Annotated in this window: 14 protein-coding genes; 9 read left to right on the top strand and 5 right to left on the bottom strand. The window is 71.6% G+C overall.

All coding sequences use genetic code 11. The features are described 5' to 3' along the window. The first annotated feature begins 11 nt into the window (after positions 1-11). From ACFWPT_RS21485 to ACFWPT_RS21450, 8 genes are all read left to right on the top strand, one after another. The gene (locus ACFWPT_RS21485; RefSeq protein ID WP_363585425.1) at positions 12-1,064 is read left to right on the top strand and encodes an ABC transporter ATP-binding protein; all 1,053 of its coding nucleotides are present in this window, start codon (positions 12-14) and stop codon (positions 1,062-1,064) included. Further along, complete coding sequence (locus tag ACFWPT_RS21480) at positions 1,057-2,073, top strand: dipeptide ABC transporter ATP-binding protein (RefSeq protein ID WP_350879925.1); 1,017 nt, start codon at positions 1,057-1,059, stop codon at positions 2,071-2,073. Before ACFWPT_RS21485 ends, ACFWPT_RS21480 begins: the two co-directional genes overlap by 8 nt. A 172-nt stretch (positions 2,074-2,245) precedes the next feature. Further along, on the top strand, positions 2,246-3,871 hold the full coding sequence (locus tag ACFWPT_RS21475; RefSeq protein WP_380374694.1) for an ABC transporter substrate-binding protein: 1,626 nt from the start codon (positions 2,246-2,248) through the stop codon (positions 3,869-3,871). A gap of 117 nt (positions 3,872-3,988) precedes the next feature. Next, positions 3,989-4,915, top strand: coding sequence for an ABC transporter permease (locus ACFWPT_RS21470; RefSeq protein WP_063347955.1), 927 nt, complete (start codon positions 3,989-3,991; stop codon positions 4,913-4,915). A 76-nt stretch (positions 4,916-4,991) separates the two neighbouring features. Further along, positions 4,992-5,906, top strand: a complete 915-nt coding sequence (locus tag ACFWPT_RS21465; RefSeq protein WP_063351165.1) for an ABC transporter permease — start codon at positions 4,992-4,994, stop codon at positions 5,904-5,906. A gap of 16 nt (positions 5,907-5,922) precedes the next feature. Continuing rightward, complete coding sequence (locus ACFWPT_RS21460; protein WP_063347954.1) at positions 5,923-6,975, top strand: ABC transporter ATP-binding protein; 1,053 nt, start codon at positions 5,923-5,925, stop codon at positions 6,973-6,975. Further along, complete coding sequence (locus ACFWPT_RS21455) at positions 6,965-8,149, top strand: ABC transporter ATP-binding protein (RefSeq protein ID WP_380483527.1); 1,185 nt, start codon at positions 6,965-6,967, stop codon at positions 8,147-8,149. The genes ACFWPT_RS21460 and ACFWPT_RS21455 overlap by 11 nt, the downstream gene beginning before the upstream one ends. Positions 8,150-8,307: 158 nt before the next feature. Beyond that, positions 8,308-9,357, top strand: coding sequence for an ABC transporter ATP-binding protein (locus tag ACFWPT_RS21450; RefSeq protein ID WP_363372537.1), 1,050 nt, complete (start codon positions 8,308-8,310; stop codon positions 9,355-9,357). A gap of 23 nt (positions 9,358-9,380) precedes the next feature. On the opposite strand, the gene ACFWPT_RS21445 is transcribed toward ACFWPT_RS21450, so the two are convergent. The 5 genes from ACFWPT_RS21445 to ACFWPT_RS21425 form a co-directional block, all read right to left on the bottom strand. After that, complete coding sequence (locus tag ACFWPT_RS21445) at positions 9,381-11,093, bottom strand: ABC transporter family substrate-binding protein (protein ID WP_380483525.1); 1,713 nt, start codon at positions 11,091-11,093, stop codon at positions 9,381-9,383. Positions 11,094-11,226: 133 nt separating this feature from the next. Then, positions 11,227-13,560, bottom strand: coding sequence for a peptidoglycan binding domain-containing protein (locus ACFWPT_RS21440; protein ID WP_380483523.1), 2,334 nt, complete (start codon positions 13,558-13,560; stop codon positions 11,227-11,229). Between the two features lie 238 nt (positions 13,561-13,798). Continuing rightward, positions 13,799-14,260, bottom strand: a complete 462-nt coding sequence (locus ACFWPT_RS21435; RefSeq protein WP_380374689.1) for a DUF6113 family protein — start codon at positions 14,258-14,260, stop codon at positions 13,799-13,801. Beyond that, positions 14,257-15,210 carry an N-acetyl-1-D-myo-inositol-2-amino-2-deoxy-alpha-D-glucopyranoside deacetylase gene (mshB, locus tag ACFWPT_RS21430; protein ID WP_380483521.1) on the bottom strand — a complete coding sequence of 318 codons (954 nt, stop codon included), beginning with the start codon at positions 15,208-15,210 and terminating at the stop codon, positions 14,257-14,259. The genes ACFWPT_RS21435 and mshB overlap by 4 nt, the downstream gene beginning before the upstream one ends. Positions 15,211-15,241: 31 nt before the next feature. Further along, positions 15,242-15,436, bottom strand: coding sequence for a DUF2304 family protein (locus ACFWPT_RS21425; protein WP_063347949.1), 195 nt, complete (start codon positions 15,434-15,436; stop codon positions 15,242-15,244). A gap of 312 nt (positions 15,437-15,748) precedes the next feature. Here ACFWPT_RS21425 and ACFWPT_RS21420 point away from each other — a divergent pair. Then, a partial coding sequence (locus ACFWPT_RS21420) for a DPP IV N-terminal domain-containing protein (RefSeq protein WP_380483519.1) occupies positions 15,749-16,832 on the top strand: 1,084 nt, incomplete at its 3' end.

Genomic DNA, 16,832 nt, shown 5'->3' with positions numbered 1-16,832 from the left:
GTGACGACCCGATGACCACCGTGATCGAGAACAACAACCAGAAGAGCGGCCGACTCGAAGTTGGCACCCCGCTGCTGGAGGTCAAGAACCTCCACGTGGAGTTCCACACCCGGGACGGCATCGCGAAGGCCGTGAACGGCGTCAACTACTCCGTCGCGGCCGGCGAGACGCTCGCCGTGCTCGGAGAGTCCGGCTCCGGCAAGTCCGTGACCGCCCAGACCATCATGGGCATCCTGGACATGCCGCCCGGCAAGGTGACGCAGGGCGAGATCCTGTACCGCGGCCAGGACATGCTCAAGATGGGCAACGAGGAGCGGCGCAGGATCCGCGGCCAGAAGATCGCGATGATCTTCCAGGACGCGCTGTCCTCGCTCAACCCCGTGCTCAGCGTGGGCTACCAGCTCGGCGAGATGTTCCGGGTGCACCAGGGCGCCTCCAAGAAGGACGCCAAGGAGAAGGCCATCGAGCTGATGGACCGGGTGCGCATCCCGGCCGCCAGGCAGCGCGTCGGCGACTACCCGCACCAGTTCTCCGGCGGCATGCGCCAGCGCATCATGATCGCCATGGCGCTCTCGATGCAGCCCGACCTGATCATCGCGGACGAGCCCACCACCGCCCTGGACGTCACCGTCCAGGCCCAGGTGATGGACCTGCTCGCGGAGCTCCAGGCCGAGTACAACATGGGCCTGATCCTGATCACCCACGACCTCGGCGTGGTCGCCGACGTCGCGGACAAGATCGCCGTGATGTACGCCGGCCGGATCGTCGAGACCGCCCCGGTGCACGACCTGTACGCCAACCCGGCGCACCCGTACACCAAGGGCCTGCTCCGCTCGATCCCGCGCCTGGACCAGAAGGGTCAGGAGCTCTACGCGATCCAGGGCCTGCCCCCGAACCTGCTGAAGGTCCCGGCCGGCTGCGCGTTCAACCCCCGCTGTGACGTCGCCACCGACCTGTGCCGCACGGAGATCCCGGCGCTGCACCAGGTGACCGACAAGGACGGCAAGGAGCTCACCGGCCGCCGCAGCGCGTGCCACCTCTGGAAGGAGACCCTCCATGGCTGAGCCCATCCTGGAGGTCAAGGACCTGGTCAAGCACTACCCGCTGAGCCAGGGCATCCTCTTCAAGAAGCAGGTCGGCGCGGTCAAGGCGGTCGACGGCATCTCCTTCGAGCTGGCGAAGGGCGAGACGCTCGGCATCGTCGGCGAGTCCGGCTGTGGCAAGTCCACGCTGGCCAAGGTGCTGATGAACCTGGAGCGGGCGACCTCCGGCCAGGTGCTGTTCAAGGGCGAGGACATCTCCAAGCTGTCCGGCCAGGCCCTCAAGGCCGTCCGCCGCAACATCCAGATGGTGTTCCAGGACCCGTACACCTCGCTGAACCCGCGCATGACGGTCGGCGACATCATCGGGGAGCCGTTCGAGATCCACCCCGAGGTGGCGCCCAAGGGCGACCGCCGCAAGGCCGTCCAGGACCTGCTGGACGTCGTGGGTCTGAACCCGGAGTACATCAACCGGTACCCGCACCAGTTCTCCGGCGGCCAGCGCCAGCGCATCGGCATCGCCCGCGGTCTCGCGCTCAAGCCCGAGATCATCATCTGCGACGAGCCGGTCTCCGCCCTGGACGTGTCGGTCCAGGCGCAGGTGATCAACCTGCTGGAGAAGCTGCAGGGCGACTTCGGCCTGTCGTACATGTTCATCGCGCACGACCTCTCCATCGTCCGGCACATCTCCGACCGCGTCGGCGTGATGTACCTCGGCAAGATGGTCGAGATCGGCACCGACGAGCAGATCTACGACAACGCCACCCACCCGTACACCCAGGCGCTGCTCTCCGCGGTGCCGGTGCCGGACCCGACGGCGCGCGAGAACCGCGACCGGATCATCCTGACCGGTGACATCCCCTCGCCGGCCAACCCGCCGTCCGGCTGCCGCTTCCGCACCCGCTGCTGGAAGGCGGAGGACCGCTGCGCCGAGGAGATCCCGCTGCTCGCGGTGCCCTCGGTGCTGAAGGGCCCGGCCGCGCACGAGTCGGCCTGTCACTTCGCCGAGGTCCGGGAGCCGGCCGCCGCCTGACTCCCCGTGGCATCCCCGGAAGGGCCCGTGGCTTCGCGCCGCGGGCCCTTCCGTCGTTCCGTCAACTCGCGGGGCGCTCAACGCACCCGTCCGGGTGCATTCGACTCGCGCCGTCGACCGGGCGCGCTTCTCATGGGGTGTGATGCGACACACACCACGAGGAGGGACCTCCATGCCCGTAGCCGCCCGTGCTCGCTGGGTCCTCGCCGCTGCGACATCTGTGGCCCTGGTGGCCACCGGGTGCAGCAGCGGCGGCGGCGGAAGCAGCAACAGCTCGTCGGACAGCAGCAAGAGCTTCAGCTACCAGAGCAGTGAGCCGCAGAACCCGCTGCAGCCCGCCAACGCGAACGAGGTCGGCGGTGGTCGCATCATCCAGAACCTCTTCAAGGGGCTGGTCGACTACGACCCCGCCACCGCCAAGATCCGGATGCAGGTCGCCGACAAGATCGACACCAGTGACTCCCAGACCTTCGACGTCACGCTGAAGGACGGCTGGAAGTTCCACGACGGCACGCCGGTGCACGCCAAGAACTTCGTGGACTCCTGGAACTGGAGCGCGACCACCAGCAACAACCAGATCAACAGCTCCTGGTTCTCCGACATCGAGGGCTACCAGAACGTCCACCCCGTCAGCGGCCAGCCGACCGCGACCAAGATGTCCGGCCTGACCGTGGTCGACGACCTGCACTTCACCGTCAAGCTCAGCAACAAGGTCTCGTACTTCGAGTACAAGCTCGGCTACATCGCCTTCTCCCCGCTGCCGGACGCCTTCTTCAACGACCCGACCGGGTACGGGCAGAAGCCGGTGGGCAACGGCCCCTACCAGTTCGTCAGCTGGAACCACAACTCCGAGGTCGTCACCAAGGCCTTCCCGGACTACCAGGGCGTCGACAAGCCGAAGAACGGCGGCATCGTCTTCAAGATGTACACCACGTCCGAGGCCGCCTACGCCGACCTCCAGTCCAGCAACCTGGACGTGATGGACCAGGTGCCGCCGTCCGCGCTGGCGACGTACAAGAGCGACCTCGGCGACCGGGCGATCGACGCCCCGCAGGGCGCCATCCAGAACATCGGCTTCACCCTCTACCAGGCCGACTGGGCCGCGCCCGACAAGGCCAAGGTGCGCCAGGGCCTGTCCATGGCGATCGACCGCGACACCATCACCAAGACGGTGCTGCAGAACTCCCGCAAGCCGGCCACCGCCTGGGTGGCCGAGGGCGTCGAGGGCTACAAGGACGGCGCCTGCGGCGACTTCTGCAAGTTCGACCCGGCGAAGGCCAAGCAGCTGATCAGCGACGGCGGCGGCGTCCCCGGCAACAAGCTGCTGATCACCTACAACTCCGACGGCGGCCACAAGGAGTGGGTCGACGCGGTCTGCAACTCGATCCGGCAGAGCACCGGCGTCGAGTGCCTCGGCGACCCGAAGCCCGACTTCAAGACCGCGCGCGCCGCGATCACCGGGCACCAGGTCAACGGCGCCTTCCGCACCGGCTGGGTGCAGGACTACCCGCTGAACGCCAACTTCCTGTCCGACGTGTACCGCACCGGCGCCGCGTCCAACGACTTCGGCTACAGCAACCCGCAGTTCGACCAGGCGGCCACCAAGGCCGACGAGGCCGCCAGCGTCGCCGACACGGTGACCGGCTACCAGCAGGCCGAGGCGGTGCTGCCGAGCGGGATGCCGGCCATCCCGCTCTGGTACTACCGCACCAACTCGGGTTACTCGACCAAGGTGCAGAACGTGAAGTTCGACTCCTTCGGCAACCCGGCCTGGACCCAGGTCGAGGTCAAGGGCTGATCCCCCGACCCCTCGCGCCGGCCCCGCCCTTCCCGCACGGAGGGCGGGGCCCGGCCCTCCCGGCCGACCGTCCCCGGCCGGCCGTGCACCCAGGGCACGTCTAGGAAGGAGGCTCGGATGGGCAGTTACGTGCTGCGGCGGGTGCTGCAGATGATCCCGGTGTTCTTTGGCACCACGCTGCTGATCTTCCTGATGGTCTACACGCTGCCGGGCGACCCGGTGTCGGCGCTGTTCGGCGAGAAGGCCGCCGACCCGGCCATCGTGGCCAGCATCAAGCACAAGTACTTCCTGGACCAGCCGGTCTGGAAGCAGTACCTGCACTACATGGGGAACCTCTTCCAGGGGGACTTCGGGACGAGCTTCACCGGCCGTCCCGTCTCCGAGATCATGGCGACCGCCTTCCCGGTCACCATCCGGCTCGCGCTGATGGCCTTCGTCTTCGAAGTGGTCCTCGGCCTCGCCCTCGGCATGGCCTCCGGCCTCCGGCGCGGCAGCATCCAGGACACCCTGGTGCTGATCCTCACCCTGGTGGTGATCTCGATCCCGGTCTTCGTGCTGGCCTACATCGCACAGACGATCTTCGCCACCAACCTCGGCTGGGTCACCCCGACGGTGCAGGACTCCACCGACCTCTCCCAGCTGATCCTGCCCGCGATCGTGCTGGGCTCGCTCTCGCTCGCGTACGTCGCCCGGCTCACCCGGACGTCCATCGGCGAGAACCTGCGGGCCGACTACATCCGCACGGCGGTCGCCAAGGGCCTGCCCCGGCGGACCGTCATCTCCCGCCACCTGCTGCGCAACTCGCTGATCCCGGTGGTCACCTTCCTCGGCACCGACCTCGGCGCCCTGATGGGCGGGGCGATCGTCACCGAGGGCATCTTCAACGTGCAGGGCGTCGGCAACGTCCTGTACCGGGCGATCAACCAGAAGGAAGGCCCCACCGTGGTCGGCATCGTGACCGTCCTGGTGATCGTCTACCTCGTCGCCAGCCTGCTCGTCGACCTGCTCTACGCGGTCCTGGACCCGAGGATCCGCTATGCCTGACATCCACGACGAGAACTCCTACGAGCCGCACCCCAAGCCCGGGGTCTCACACCTCGACTACGCCGGGGAGCAGGGCATGGCGGTCGAGCAGGAGACCCTGGTCGAGCCCGACCCGGCCAAGCGGGAGGAGGCCCGCAGCCTCTGGGGCGACGCCTGGCGGGACCTGCGCCGGCGGCCGATCTTCCTGATCTCCGCCGTGCTGATCCTGCTGCTGGTCGTCATGGCGATCTTCCCCTGGGCGTTCACCGACGCCGACCCGCGCAAGGCCGACCTGATCCACGACTACCTCAGGCGGCCGGACTGGACGGACTTCTTCGGCGCCGGCTGGTTCGGCTACGACGGGCAGGGCCGGTCGATCTACGCCCGGGTGGTGTACGGCGCCCGGGCCTCGATCACCGTCGGCATCTGCGTGACCCTGGCGGTCACCGTGCTCGGTGGACTGGCCGGCATGGTCGCCGGCTACTTCGGCGGCGCCGTCGACGCGGTGATCTCCCGGATCACCGACATCTTCTTCGGCCTCCCGCTGCTGCTCGGCGCCCTGGTGCTGCTGAACGCCTTCACCACCCGAACGGTGTGGAGCGTGGTCATCGCGCTGGCCTTCCTCGGCTGGACCCAGATCGCCCGCGTCATGCGCGGCGCCGTGCTGACCGTCAAACAGTCCGACTACGTGGTGGCCGGCCGGGCGCTCGGCGCCGGGACGGGGCGGCTGATGTTCCGGCACATCCTGCCGAACGCCATCGCCCCCGTGATCGTCGTCGCCACCATCGCGCTCGGCGGCTACATCGCCACCGAGGCGACGCTGAGCTTCCTCGGCATCGGGCTGCAGGACCCGACCATCTCCTGGGGCATCGACATCTCCTCCGCCCAGAAGGTGATCCGGACGGCGCCGTACGTGCTGTTCTTCCCGGCCGTGGCGCTCTCCGTCACCGTGCTGGCCTTCATCATGCTGGGCGACGCGGTGCGCGACGCCCTAGACCCGAAGCTTCGCTGAGCGAGGGGAGCGCAACGTGAGTACAGCCGTGGACGCCACCAGGTCCGAGCGGGCCGCGTCGTACGAGGGGCCGCTGCTCGACGTCCGCGACCTGCACGTCGAGTTCGTCACCCGGGACGGCGTGGCCAAGGCGGTCAACGGGGTCGACTACAGCGTCCGGGCGGGGGAGACGCTCGCGGTGCTCGGCGAGTCCGGCTCGGGCAAGTCGGTGACCGCGCAGGCGATCATGGGCATCCTGGACATGCCGCCGGCCCGGATCCCGCGCGGGGAGATCCGCTTCCGCGGCCGGGACATGCTGAAGATGGGCAACGAGGAGCGGCGCAGGATCCGCGGCCAGAAGATCGCGATGATCTTCCAGGACGCGCTGTCCTCGCTCAACCCCGTGCTGACGGTGGGCTTCCAGCTCGGCGAGATGTTCCGCGCCCACCGGGGGGCGTCCCGCAAGGAGGCCAAGGAGAAGGCCGTCGAGCTGATGGAGCGGGTGCGTATCCCGGCGGCCAAGCAGCGGGTGAACGACTACCCGCACCAGTTCTCCGGCGGCATGCGCCAGCGCATCATGATCGCCATGGCGCTGGCCCTGGAACCGGACCTGATCATCGCGGACGAGCCCACCACCGCGCTGGACGTCACCGTGCAGGCCCAGGTGATGGACCTGCTCGCGGAGCTCCAGGCGGAGTTCCACATGGGCCTGATCCTGATCACCCACGACCTCGGCGTGGTCGCCGACGTCGCCGACAAGATCGCCGTGATGTACGCCGGCCGGATCGTCGAGACCGCCCCGGTGCACGACCTGTACGCGCGCCCCGCGCACCCGTACACCCGCGGCCTGCTGGACTCCATCCCGCGGCTGGACCAGAAGGGCCAGGAGCTGTACGCCATCAAGGGCCTGCCGCCCAACCTGCTGCGGATCCCCCAGGGCTGCGCCTTCAACCCGCGCTGCCCGCGGGCGCAGGACCGCTGCCGGGCCGAGGTGCCGGAGCTGTACCCGGTCGCCGAGGACGACGGCGCCCCGCTGGCCGGGCGGGGCAGCGCCTGCTTCTTCTGGAAGGAGACCCTCCATGGCCGCTAACGGGTCCAGCGCACTGGGCGCCGCGGTGCCGGAGGAGGCCGCCTTCGCCCAGGAGGTGCCGCGCGGCGAGCCGATCCTCGAAGTCCGGGACCTGGTCAAGCACTTCCCGCTGACCAAGGGCGTGCTGTTCAGGAAGCAGGTCGGCGCCGTGAAGGCCGTCGACGGGGTCTCCTTCGACCTGAGGCAGGGCGAGACGCTGGGCGTCGTCGGCGAGTCCGGCTGCGGGAAGTCCACGCTGGCCAAGGTGCTGATGAACCTGGAGCCGGCCACCGGGGGATCGGTCCGCTACAAGGGAGAGGAGATCTCCCGGCTGTCCGGGGCGGCGCTGAAGGCCGTCCGCCGCAACATCCAGATGGTGTTCCAGGACCCGTACACCTCGCTGAACCCGCGCATGACGGTCGGCGACATCATCGGGGAGCCGTTCGAGATCCACCCCGAGGTGGCGCCCAAGGGCGACCGCCGCAAGGCCGTCCAGGACCTGCTGGACGTGGTCGGGCTCAACCCCGAGTACATCAACCGCTATCCGCACCAGTTCTCCGGCGGGCAGCGCCAACGCATCGGCATCGCACGGGGGTTGGCGCTCAAGCCGGAGATCATCATCTGCGACGAGCCGGTCTCCGCGCTGGACGTGTCCGTCCAGGCGCAGGTGATCAACCTGCTGGACAAGCTGCAGGGCGAGTTCAACCTCTCGTACATGTTCATCGCGCACGACCTCTCCATCGTCCGGCACATCTCGGACCGGGTCGGCGTGATGTACCTCGGCAAGATGGTCGAGATTGGCAGCGATGCCGAGATCTACGACCACGCCACCCACCCGTACACCCAGGCGCTGCTCTCCGCCGTCCCCGTGCCGGACCCGACGGCCCGGGAGTCGCGGGACCGGATCGTGCTCACCGGGGACGTGCCCTCGCCGGCCAACCCGCCGTCCGGCTGCCGCTTCCGCACCCGCTGCTGGAAGGCGCAGGACCGCTGCGCGGCCGAGATCCCGCTGCTCGCCTCGCCGTCCTGGCTGGGCGGGGCGGCCCGGCACGACTCGGCGTGTCACTTCGCTGCGGAGCGCGAGATTGGGCAGAGCGCGGCGGAGCGCGAGGCTGGGCAGGGCGCGGCGGAGCGCGAGGCTGGGCAGGGCGCGGCGGAGCGCGAGGCTGGGCAGGGGGATGCCGGGCCCGGTTAGCGGCTCGCGGGATCCAGGGCGCGCCCCCGCACCGGGGGTGCGCCCTTTCTTGTGATGGAAAAGAGACGTGCCGCGCAATTCCGCAAGTGGGGTCGGGTCGTTGATAGTTGCTCTGCGCGTATAGGTGCTCGCTGCCGCGCTGGGGGAGGGCTGCTCGGATGGACATGGTGGAGGTGATCGGCGGCGGTCGGGAGAACCTGGTGCCCGGGACCCCGCTGCTGGAGGTCGACGACCTGCACGTCGAGTTCCGTACCCGGGACGGCGTGGCCAGGGCCGTCAACGGGGTGAGCTACTCGGTGTCGGCCGGGGAGACGCTGGCGGTGCTGGGCGAGTCCGGTTCGGGCAAGTCGGTGACCGCGCAGGCGATCATGGGCATCCTGGACGTGCCGCCCGGGCGGATCACCGGCGGGCGGATCCTCTACCGCGGCGAGGACCTGCTGACCATGGGCTCCAAGGCCCGGCGGTTCGTCCGGGGCCAGAAGATCGCGATGATCTTCCAGGACGCGCTGTCCTCGCTCAACCCGGTGCTCAGCGTGGGCTACCAGCTCGGCGAGATGTTCCAGGTGCACCGCGGCGCCAGCCGCAAGGAGGCCAGGGAGAGGGCCATCGAGCTGATGGACCGGGTGCGGATCCCGGCGGCCAGGCAGCGCGTCGGCGACTACCCGCACCAGTTCTCCGGCGGCATGCGCCAGCGCATCATGATCGCCATGGCGCTCTCCATGGAGCCGGACCTGATCATCGCGGACGAGCCCACCACCGCGCTGGACGTCACCGTCCAGGCCCAGGTGATGGACCTGCTGGCCGAGTTGCAGCACGAGTTCCACATGGGGCTGATCCTGATCACCCACGACCTCGGCGTGGTCGCCGACGTCGCGGACACGATCGCGGTGATGTACGCGGGCCGGATCGTCGAGACGGCCCCGGTGCGCGACCTGTACGCGCGCCCCGCCCACCCGTACACCCGGGGCCTGCTCGACTCGATCCCCCGGCTGGACCAGAAGGGGCAGAACCTCCACGCCATCAAGGGCCTGCCGCCCAGCCTCCTGGAGGTCCCGCAGGGCTGCGCGTTCAACCCGCGCTGCAACCGGGTGCAGGACCGCTGCCTGAGCGAACTCCCGCCGCTGGTGCCGGTGGTGGACGCCGAGGGCGCCGAACTGCCGGGCCGTCGCAGCGCCTGCCACTTCTGGCGGGAGACCCTGCACGGCTGAGGGCGCCTACGCGTCGCCGCCGCCTACCGCTCGAAGCCGACGTTCTCCCAGACGATGTCGGACAGCCCCTGGGCGCCGATGTTGGCGAGGTTGGCGCGGGCGCCGTACAGCTGCGGGCGCTGGTAGAGCGGCAGCACGCCGGCCACCTTCCACAGCTCGCCGTCGGCCTGGTTGATCGCCTCGGAGGCGGTGGCCGCGTCGGGTGCGGCGGCGGCCCGGTCGAGGGCGGCGTCCACCGCCGGGCTGCCCGCGCCGACGTGGTTGGTGCCGCCGTTCTGGACGAAGTCGGCGCGGTTGCCGCTGGCCGGGAAGGGCGTGCCGAGCAGCGAGTAGGCGGTGATGTCGAAGTCGCCGCGGTTGACGTACTTGTCGAAGAACTCGTTGGCGGCGGCGGTGACCGTGGTGACCTTGATGCCGACGTCCTTGAGCGTCCTGGTGGCGCTGTCGGCCTCGCTCTGCGCCTGGGTGACGCCGGCCGGGATGACCATCCGCAGGTTCAGCTCGCGGCCGTTGCGCTTGCGGACGTCGCCGTCGAGCCGCCAGCCGGCCGCGTCCAGCTTGCGGGCGGCCTCGGCGGGGTCGTAGCGGCTGAGGCCGAGGGAGTTGTCCCGGTAGGCGTTCTGGTTGGCGACCAGCAGGTGGTTGTTGAGCGGGGCGGCGGGCCAGTCCAGGCCGTTCAGGTCGGAGCGGATGACGGCGTCCCGGTTGACGGCCTGGAAGACGGCCTGGCGGACGGTCGCGTCGCTGAGCGCCGGGGTGCGGGCGTTGAGCGTGAGCTGGCGGAAGTCGGGCCCGCCGGCCCGGCGGACGGCGGCGCCCTTGGTGCTCTTGATGGTCTGGTAGCCAGCGACGTCCGGGCCGTTGTTGAAGAGGTCGATCTCGCCCTTGGCGAAGGCGGGGGCCATGGCGTTGGGCAGCATGGCGTGGAAGACGATCCGGTCCAGCATCGGCTTGTCGCCCCACCAGGCGGGGTCGGCGACCAGGGTGATGGTCTGGGAGGCGCGGTCCAGCCGTTCGACCTTGAACGGGCCGGCGGTGACCGGGATCGCGTCCAGGTAGGCGGAGTTGAACAGCTCCGGGGTGGCGAGCCGGCTCGCGGGCAGCAGCGGGGCGTTGGCGGCGCCGTTGAACATCGACTGCCACTCGGAGAACGGCCGGTCGAAGGTCATCACCGCCTGGAAGTCGTCCTTGCCCCGCTCGACCGAGGAGACCTGTTCGAAGCCGGTGTTGCTGGCGGGCCGGTAGGCCGGGTCCTTCCCGTTCAGCGCGCGCCAGTTGGCTTCGAGGTCGCGCCAGGTGATCGGGGTGCCGTCGGACCAGTGGGCCTTCGGGTTGAGCGTCCAGACGACGACCTGCCGGCCGTCCCGCAGCTCCGCGTGGGCGTCTTGCAGGTAGGCCGGGTTGACGGTCTGGGTGCCGGCCGCGTCGGAGCGGAAGAAGGTCGGCAGCAGCGGCTTGCTGACGCTGATCGTCGAGGACTCGCTGCCGTCGGTCTGGATCGGCGACCACTGGCGGGAGAACTGGGCGATCGCCAGGTGCAGGGTGCCGCCCTGGCGCAGCTGGGAGCGCTCGCGCGGGTTGACGTCGATCGAGGTGAGCTTGGGGGCCCCGGTGGCGGACGGCCCGTCCGCGGCGGCGCCGCCCTGGCCGGAGGCGCACGAACAGAGCGTCAGTGAGAGCGACAGGGCGGTGAGACCGGCGAGCAGGGCCGTCCGGTGCTGGAGGCGGCGGCTCATCGGCGTGCTCCCCGAGGTGGCTGTGGCGGAAGGTGTGGCGGAGGGTGTGGCGTCACATCTTGCTGACCGGGAGGGGGAGTTGTCGAGGGGCGGGCCGGATGCCGGCCCGCCCCCCGATCGGTGCGGTCGTTGCTCAGGCGACGGTGAACTTGAAGGTGCGGTCCTTCTCGCCGGTCTTGTCGAGCAGCGAGGTGACGGCGTCCGCGACGTCCTGCGGGGTGATCGCGGCGGTCTGGCCGTTCTTCTTGACCTTCACCTTGTCGAACACGCTGCCCAGCTGGCCGTTCAGCGCGTCGAGGTCCCACTTGGGCACGATCTTGCCGGAGGCGTCCGGGACGAGCGTGAGCGTCTTGGCGGCGACCACCTTGCCGAAGATCCACTTCTTGGTGCCGGCCAGGACGTACACGTTGCCGTTGAGCGCGGACCTGCCGAGGCTGTCCGCGGCGGCTTGCAGGGCCTGCGGGGAGACCTTGGGCTGGGCGGCCGTGACGGCGAGCGCGATCGGCTGGTCGGGCTTGCCGGCGGCGCGGTCGCGGTAGGCCTGCTCGACCACGTCGAGGGCGCTCGCCGAGTCGACGGCCTGGCCGGCCCGGCCGGGCACCACGACCGGGTCGCCGTTCTCGGCGAACTTGACGTAGCCCTCCTGAAGGCCCTGGCCCGAGCCGGAGGCCAGGGTGTCCAGGGCGGCCTTGAGCTTGGCCCGGTCCACCTTGACGTCCGGTGCGACCGCCTTGGTGCCGCCCTTCAGCGACTTGATGACGTCGACCGGGCTGTAGCTGTGCTGGGCGAGGCCGTCCACGGTGCCCGTGGTGTCGAAGCTCAGCCCGGCGACGGTCGGGTCGAGGTTCAGCGCCTGGTCGCCGACCTTCAGCTTGAGCGGCTGCTGGCCGGTCTTGCCGACGGTCTCGTCGAGCTGGTGGATCGCCTGGTCGCGGCTGTTGCCGCCGATGTCGGTGCCGAGCACCACGGTGCCCTTGGGGATGTCGGACTGGTTGAGCATCAGACCGGTGCCGTACGCGGCGGCGCCGAGGAACAGCACGAAGCCGACGCCGTACACGCCCAGCTTGACCAGCTTCTTGCCGGCGCTGGCCTTCGGCTTGGCCTTGCCCTTGCCCTTACCCTTGGCGGGCGCGGGCGCGGGCGCGGACTCGGTCTTGGCCGGCTGCGGTGCGGGCCGGGAGCCCGGGGCGGGGGTCGGCAGCGGGGTGAGCTCGGTGGCCTCCGGGTCCGGTCCGGGCTGCTGCTGCGGGTGCCCGGGGGCGCCGGGGAAGAGCCCGCCGGGGGCCGGGTGGGCGAAGGCGTCCTGGCCCGGCCCGGCGGGGCGCTGGGCGGCGAACGGGTCGGCACCGGCCGGGGCCGAGGCGAACAGGCCGGGCTGCGGGCGGGCTTCGCCGCCGTGCGCGGCGCCGTTCTGCGGCAGGCCCGGTATGGCGGCGGGCGGCGGGGTGCCCTCGCGGATCGGCTCGAAGCCGTCGACCGAGGTGTCCTCCGGGTCCGTCGCGCCGGCCGCCGGGCCCTGCGGGCGGGCGCCCGGGCGCGGGCCCTGCTGCGGCCGTCCGTCGGGCTGCCGGCCGTTGCGCTGCCTGCCGCTCTGCTGGCCGCCGTTCTGCTGGGCGCCCTGCTGCGGGCGGTCGTCGCGCCGGCCGCGGGCTCCGGCCGTGGGCGCCATCGGGGCGAACGGGTCGGCGGTGGGCGGCGCGAAGGGGGAGGCGGCCTCGTACACGCCGGGCTCCTCCGCCGGGGCCTGCGCACCGGGGCCGGCGGGGAACGGCGCGGCGGGCGAGCCGTTCGGGGCCGGGTTCGGGGCCTGGGCGGGCACCGGTCGGCCGTTCGGACGGGCCGCGCCCTGGGCGGGGCGGGCACCGTTCGGGCGGGCGCCGGGGGCCGGGGCGGCCGTCGGCCGGGGCTCGGCGGCGGCGGGCGCGGCCGGGGCCTCCGGCGCGCCCGGGGTGTTCGGGGCACCGGCCGGTACGGCGGTCGGCGCCGGCTCGGCCTTCTTCTGCCGCGGCCGGAACCAGGCGCCGGTGGACTCGGCCTCGGACGTCGCCGGCGGGATCGGCGGGACCTGCCACTCCGGCGGCAGCTCCGGCGGGGTGGCCGTGCGGGCGCCGCCCTCCATCACCCCGAGGACGGGGGAGGAGGGCGCGGACCGGTGCCGCGGGCCGCCCGGCTCGGGGGCGGCCGCCGGGGCCTCCTCGCCCGGGCCGTCCTCGTTCTTGACGGTGCTGCGGACCACGACCGGCGGGATCGGACGCGACCCGGGGATGTTGATCCGGACCCGGGTCGTCAGGGTGGTCTCGGTCTTCGGGCCGTCGTCCTCGCCGCCCGACGCGGCGCCCTGGGCGGCACCGGCCCGGTCGCCGCCCGGGAGTCCCGGTGTGCCGTAGGGCGGGGTGCCCGACGGGTAGGCGTCCGGACCCGTACGCCGGGGCGTCGGGTGGGCGTTGTCAGATTCGCGGCTGCTCAATGCTGCTCTGCTCCGGGTTCGCGGGCGGGCCGTGCGGCGCGACCGCGGTTCGTGGTCGCCGGGCCTGGGCGGGCGGCGGTCGGGTACGGCGTTCTGCGGGACCACCATACTGGGAAGAACAGAGCGACGAACGGCTTCGGACAGATCCTGATACGTCCGGTTCCTCCGGTATGAGAGTACGGCCGTGCGCTCCTGACTGCGCGTCGTGCGCGGTGCCGTACGTGCCCCGCGGGCGGGTTCAGCGCTGCGGGCCGGGAACGCCCGGGAACCAGCCGCTACGGGTCGGCAGGGTGGCGCAGATCACGCCCAGGACCGAGCCGCCGAACAGCCAGCCGAGCGAGGTGGCGTTGGACCACAGCACGTTGTCGCCCTCCGGCCGGGGCACGATCACCAGCAGCATCGCCATGAACCAGCCGGCCGCGGGCAGCGCCGCGCCCAGCCGGGTGCCGGTGACCCGCAGGCCGCCGTAGAAGGTGGCGCCGGTCGCGGCGAGCGCCAGCAGGACCCCCACGGGCGGCCACAAGGCCTGCACAAAGGATCCGCAGACCGACACCGCGACACCCAGCAGGAAGAACAGGGCGTAGGCCGTGATCCGGGCGCCGCGCGGGGGCTGAGGCTCGGCCAGCCGTTCCTCGCGGGTGCCGAGGACGGCCGCCGGGAACGAGCGGCGCGGCGGCCGGGCGGCGGCGGGCTCGGTCATCGGACGCTCTCCTCGGCGGTGGCGGTGGCGGTGGCGGTGGCGGTGGTGGCGGTTGTGGGCAGCGGGTCGGCGGCGGGCGACAGGCCGGCGAACAGGTCGTCCTCGGGCCGCTCCGGCCCGGCCTGGCCGCGTACCAGCTGGTAGTACTCGGTGGTGACCAGCGGCTGGCCGAGGTCGTTGGAGAGCGCGAAGAAGGCGCCGTCCACGGTGATCTGAGTGGCGTGCGCGGCCATCGCGGCGGCCTTGCGCCCGGCGTAGGCGGAGCCGTCCAGGACGGTGGTGACCACCTCGTCGGCCACCACCCCGGGAACGTCGGCCGGCCGGGCCGTCCCGGGGAAGGGCGCCCGGGCGGCGGTCTCGGCGAGCCCGGCCTCGATCACCGAGCGGGGCATCCGGTTCCAGTAGACCTTGGCGATCCGCCAGGCCGGGCCCAGCTCCGGGCGGTGCGTCGGATCGGCCGCCAGCTCGTACGCGCGCATCGCGACCCGGTGCGCCTGGATGTGGTCCGGGTGCCCGTAGCCGCCGTTCTCGTCGTAGGTGACCAGCACCTGCGGCCGGACCTCGCGGACCACCGCGACCAGGTGGCCGGCCGCCTCGTCGACGTCGGCCCGCCAGAAGCAGCCGGGCACGTCGTTGTCGGGCAGGCCCATCATCCCGGAGTCGCGGTAGCGGCCCGGGCCGCCGAGGAAGCGGAGGTCGGTGACGCCGAGCGCGCGCATGGCCGCGGTCAGCTCGCCGATCCGGTACGCGCCGAGGGTTCCTTCCCGATCGGCCGTCAGATGGGCCAGCCCGGGCGGGATCACCTCGCCGCCCTCGCCGAGGGTGCAGGTCACCAGGGTGACCTGGGCGCCCTCGGCGGCGTACCGGGCCATGGTGGCGCCGTTGCCGATCGACTCGTCGTCGGGGTGGGCGTGCACCAGGAGCAGGCGGCGGCCGGTAGTCGCGGTCATGGGAGGAAGCCTAACGACCGCCGTGGCGGGGTCAGAGCTTCAGGCCGTTGATCATCCCGGCGAGGTTGCTGGTGACCTGGCTGATCGACGGCGCGATCGAGCTGGACGCCAGGTAGAAGCCGAGCAGCGCGCAGATGATCGCGTGCGCGAGCTTCAGCCCGGAGCGGCGGATCAGCACCACCACGATGACCAGCATCAGCATGGCTGCGGAGACGGACAAAGCCATGTCGGCTCACACCCCTTCTCGGGTGCGCCACCCCCTGGGGAGGGTGACGGTGGGACCGTACGGGACTTGCGGTCGGGCGACCGGGGCCGGGACGGGCCCGACGATCACCCGCCCGACCAGTCATACCCGATGGGTAAGGGGAGCATTACATTCGGTGAGTCTCCACGCGCCGGGGTACGGGGGCACTCGTGGGGCGCATGGGCCGGTCGGAGGGGGTATGGGCGCCTTTGGGGCGCACTCGGGAACGATGCTCCGAACGAGTGATCACCAGGCGCCCGGCAGCGGGAGTACGGCATCGTAGGGTCTGATGCCATGACCTCCCACACCCCTGCGGACACCTTCCCCCGGCAGTACGCGCGGACCCTGCGCTACACCGTCGGCGCGCCCCGCTCCTTCTCCGTCGCACCGGACGGCTCGCGGGTCGTCTTCCTGCGCTCCCGGTCGGGCGGCGACCGGGCCAACCTGCTCTGGACCCTCGACACCGCCACCGGCGAGGAGCGGATCGCCGCCGACCCGGCCGTGCTGCTCGGCGGCGGCGAGGAGGACCTCTCGCCCGCCGAGAAGGCCCGCCGCGAGCGCAGCCGCGAAGGCTCGGCCGGCATCGTCGGCTACGCCCTGGACGCGGCCGGCCGACTGGCCGCCTTCGCCCTCTCCGGCCGGCTGTTCACCGCCGACCTGGCCACCGGCGCCACCGCCGAACTGCCCGCCCAGGGCCCGCTGCTGGACCCGCGGGTCTCCCCGGACGGCAGCCACGTCGCCTACGCCAACACCGCCGGCGAACTGCGCCTCACCCGCACCGACGGCACCGCCGACCGGGTGCTCGCCGAGCCCGACGGCCCGAACGTCACCTGGGGGCAGGCCGAGTTCATCGCCCAGGAGGAGATGAGCCGCGACCGGGGCTTCTGGTGGTCCCCCGACGGCGACCGGCTGCTGGTCGAGCGCGCCGACGACACCCCGGTGCGCCGCTGGTGGATCGCCGACCCGGCCAACCCGCAGCGCGAGCCCGCCGAGGTTGCCTACCCGGCTGCCGGCACCGCCGACGCCGAGGTCGGCCTCTGGGTGCTCGACCTGGACGGCGGCCGCACCGAGGTGGTCTGGGACCGCACGGCCTACCCGTACCTCGCCCGGGTGCACTGGTCCGCGGGCGGCGTGCCGCTGCTGCTCGTCCAGGCCCGCGACCAGCGCAGCCAGCTGATCCTCGGCCTCGACGTGGCCACCGGCGCCACCGAGGTGCTGTTCGAGGAGCGCGACGACGTCTGGCTGGAGCTGTTCCAGGGCGTCCCGTCCTGGACCCCGGACGGCAAGCTGGTCCGGATCTCCGACGAGGGCGGCGTGCGGGCGCTGGTGATCGGCGACCAGGCCGTCACCGGGGCCGACCTGCACCTGCGCTCGGTGG

Origin of the sequence: Kitasatospora sp. NPDC058478, from assembly GCF_042720345.1 — a bacterium.
Taxonomy (GTDB): Bacteria; Actinomycetota; Actinomycetes; order Streptomycetales; family Streptomycetaceae; genus Kitasatospora.
The sequence above is the reverse complement of the archived record's forward strand: the minus strand, read 5'-3'. Positions and strand labels throughout refer to the sequence as shown.

Excerpts from the sequence above, each read along its gene's own strand:
- ACFWPT_RS21485 (WP_363585425.1), top strand. The coding sequence starts at position 12 with ATGACCACCGTGATCGAGAACAACAACCAGAAGAGCGGCCGACTCGAA.
- ACFWPT_RS21425 (WP_063347949.1), bottom strand. The coding sequence starts at position 15,436 with ATGGCTTTGTCCGTCTCCGCAGCCATGCTGATGCTGGTCATCGTGGTG.
- ACFWPT_RS21475 (WP_380374694.1), top strand. The coding sequence starts at position 2,246 with ATGCCCGTAGCCGCCCGTGCTCGCTGGGTCCTCGCCGCTGCGACATCT.
- ACFWPT_RS21480 (WP_350879925.1), top strand. The coding sequence starts at position 1,057 with ATGGCTGAGCCCATCCTGGAGGTCAAGGACCTGGTCAAGCACTACCCG.
- ACFWPT_RS21455 (WP_380483527.1), top strand. The coding sequence starts at position 6,965 with ATGGCCGCTAACGGGTCCAGCGCACTGGGCGCCGCGGTGCCGGAGGAG.
- ACFWPT_RS21435 (WP_380374689.1), bottom strand. The coding sequence starts at position 14,260 with ATGACCGAGCCCGCCGCCGCCCGGCCGCCGCGCCGCTCGTTCCCGGCG.
- mshB (WP_380483521.1), bottom strand. The coding sequence starts at position 15,210 with ATGACCGCGACTACCGGCCGCCGCCTGCTCCTGGTGCACGCCCACCCC.
- ACFWPT_RS21465 (WP_063351165.1), top strand. The coding sequence starts at position 4,992 with ATGGCGGTCGAGCAGGAGACCCTGGTCGAGCCCGACCCGGCCAAGCGG.
- ACFWPT_RS21450 (WP_363372537.1), top strand. The coding sequence starts at position 8,308 with ATGGACATGGTGGAGGTGATCGGCGGCGGTCGGGAGAACCTGGTGCCC.
- ACFWPT_RS21445 (WP_380483525.1), bottom strand. The coding sequence starts at position 11,093 with ATGAGCCGCCGCCTCCAGCACCGGACGGCCCTGCTCGCCGGTCTCACC.
- ACFWPT_RS21470 (WP_063347955.1), top strand. The coding sequence starts at position 3,989 with ATGGGCAGTTACGTGCTGCGGCGGGTGCTGCAGATGATCCCGGTGTTC.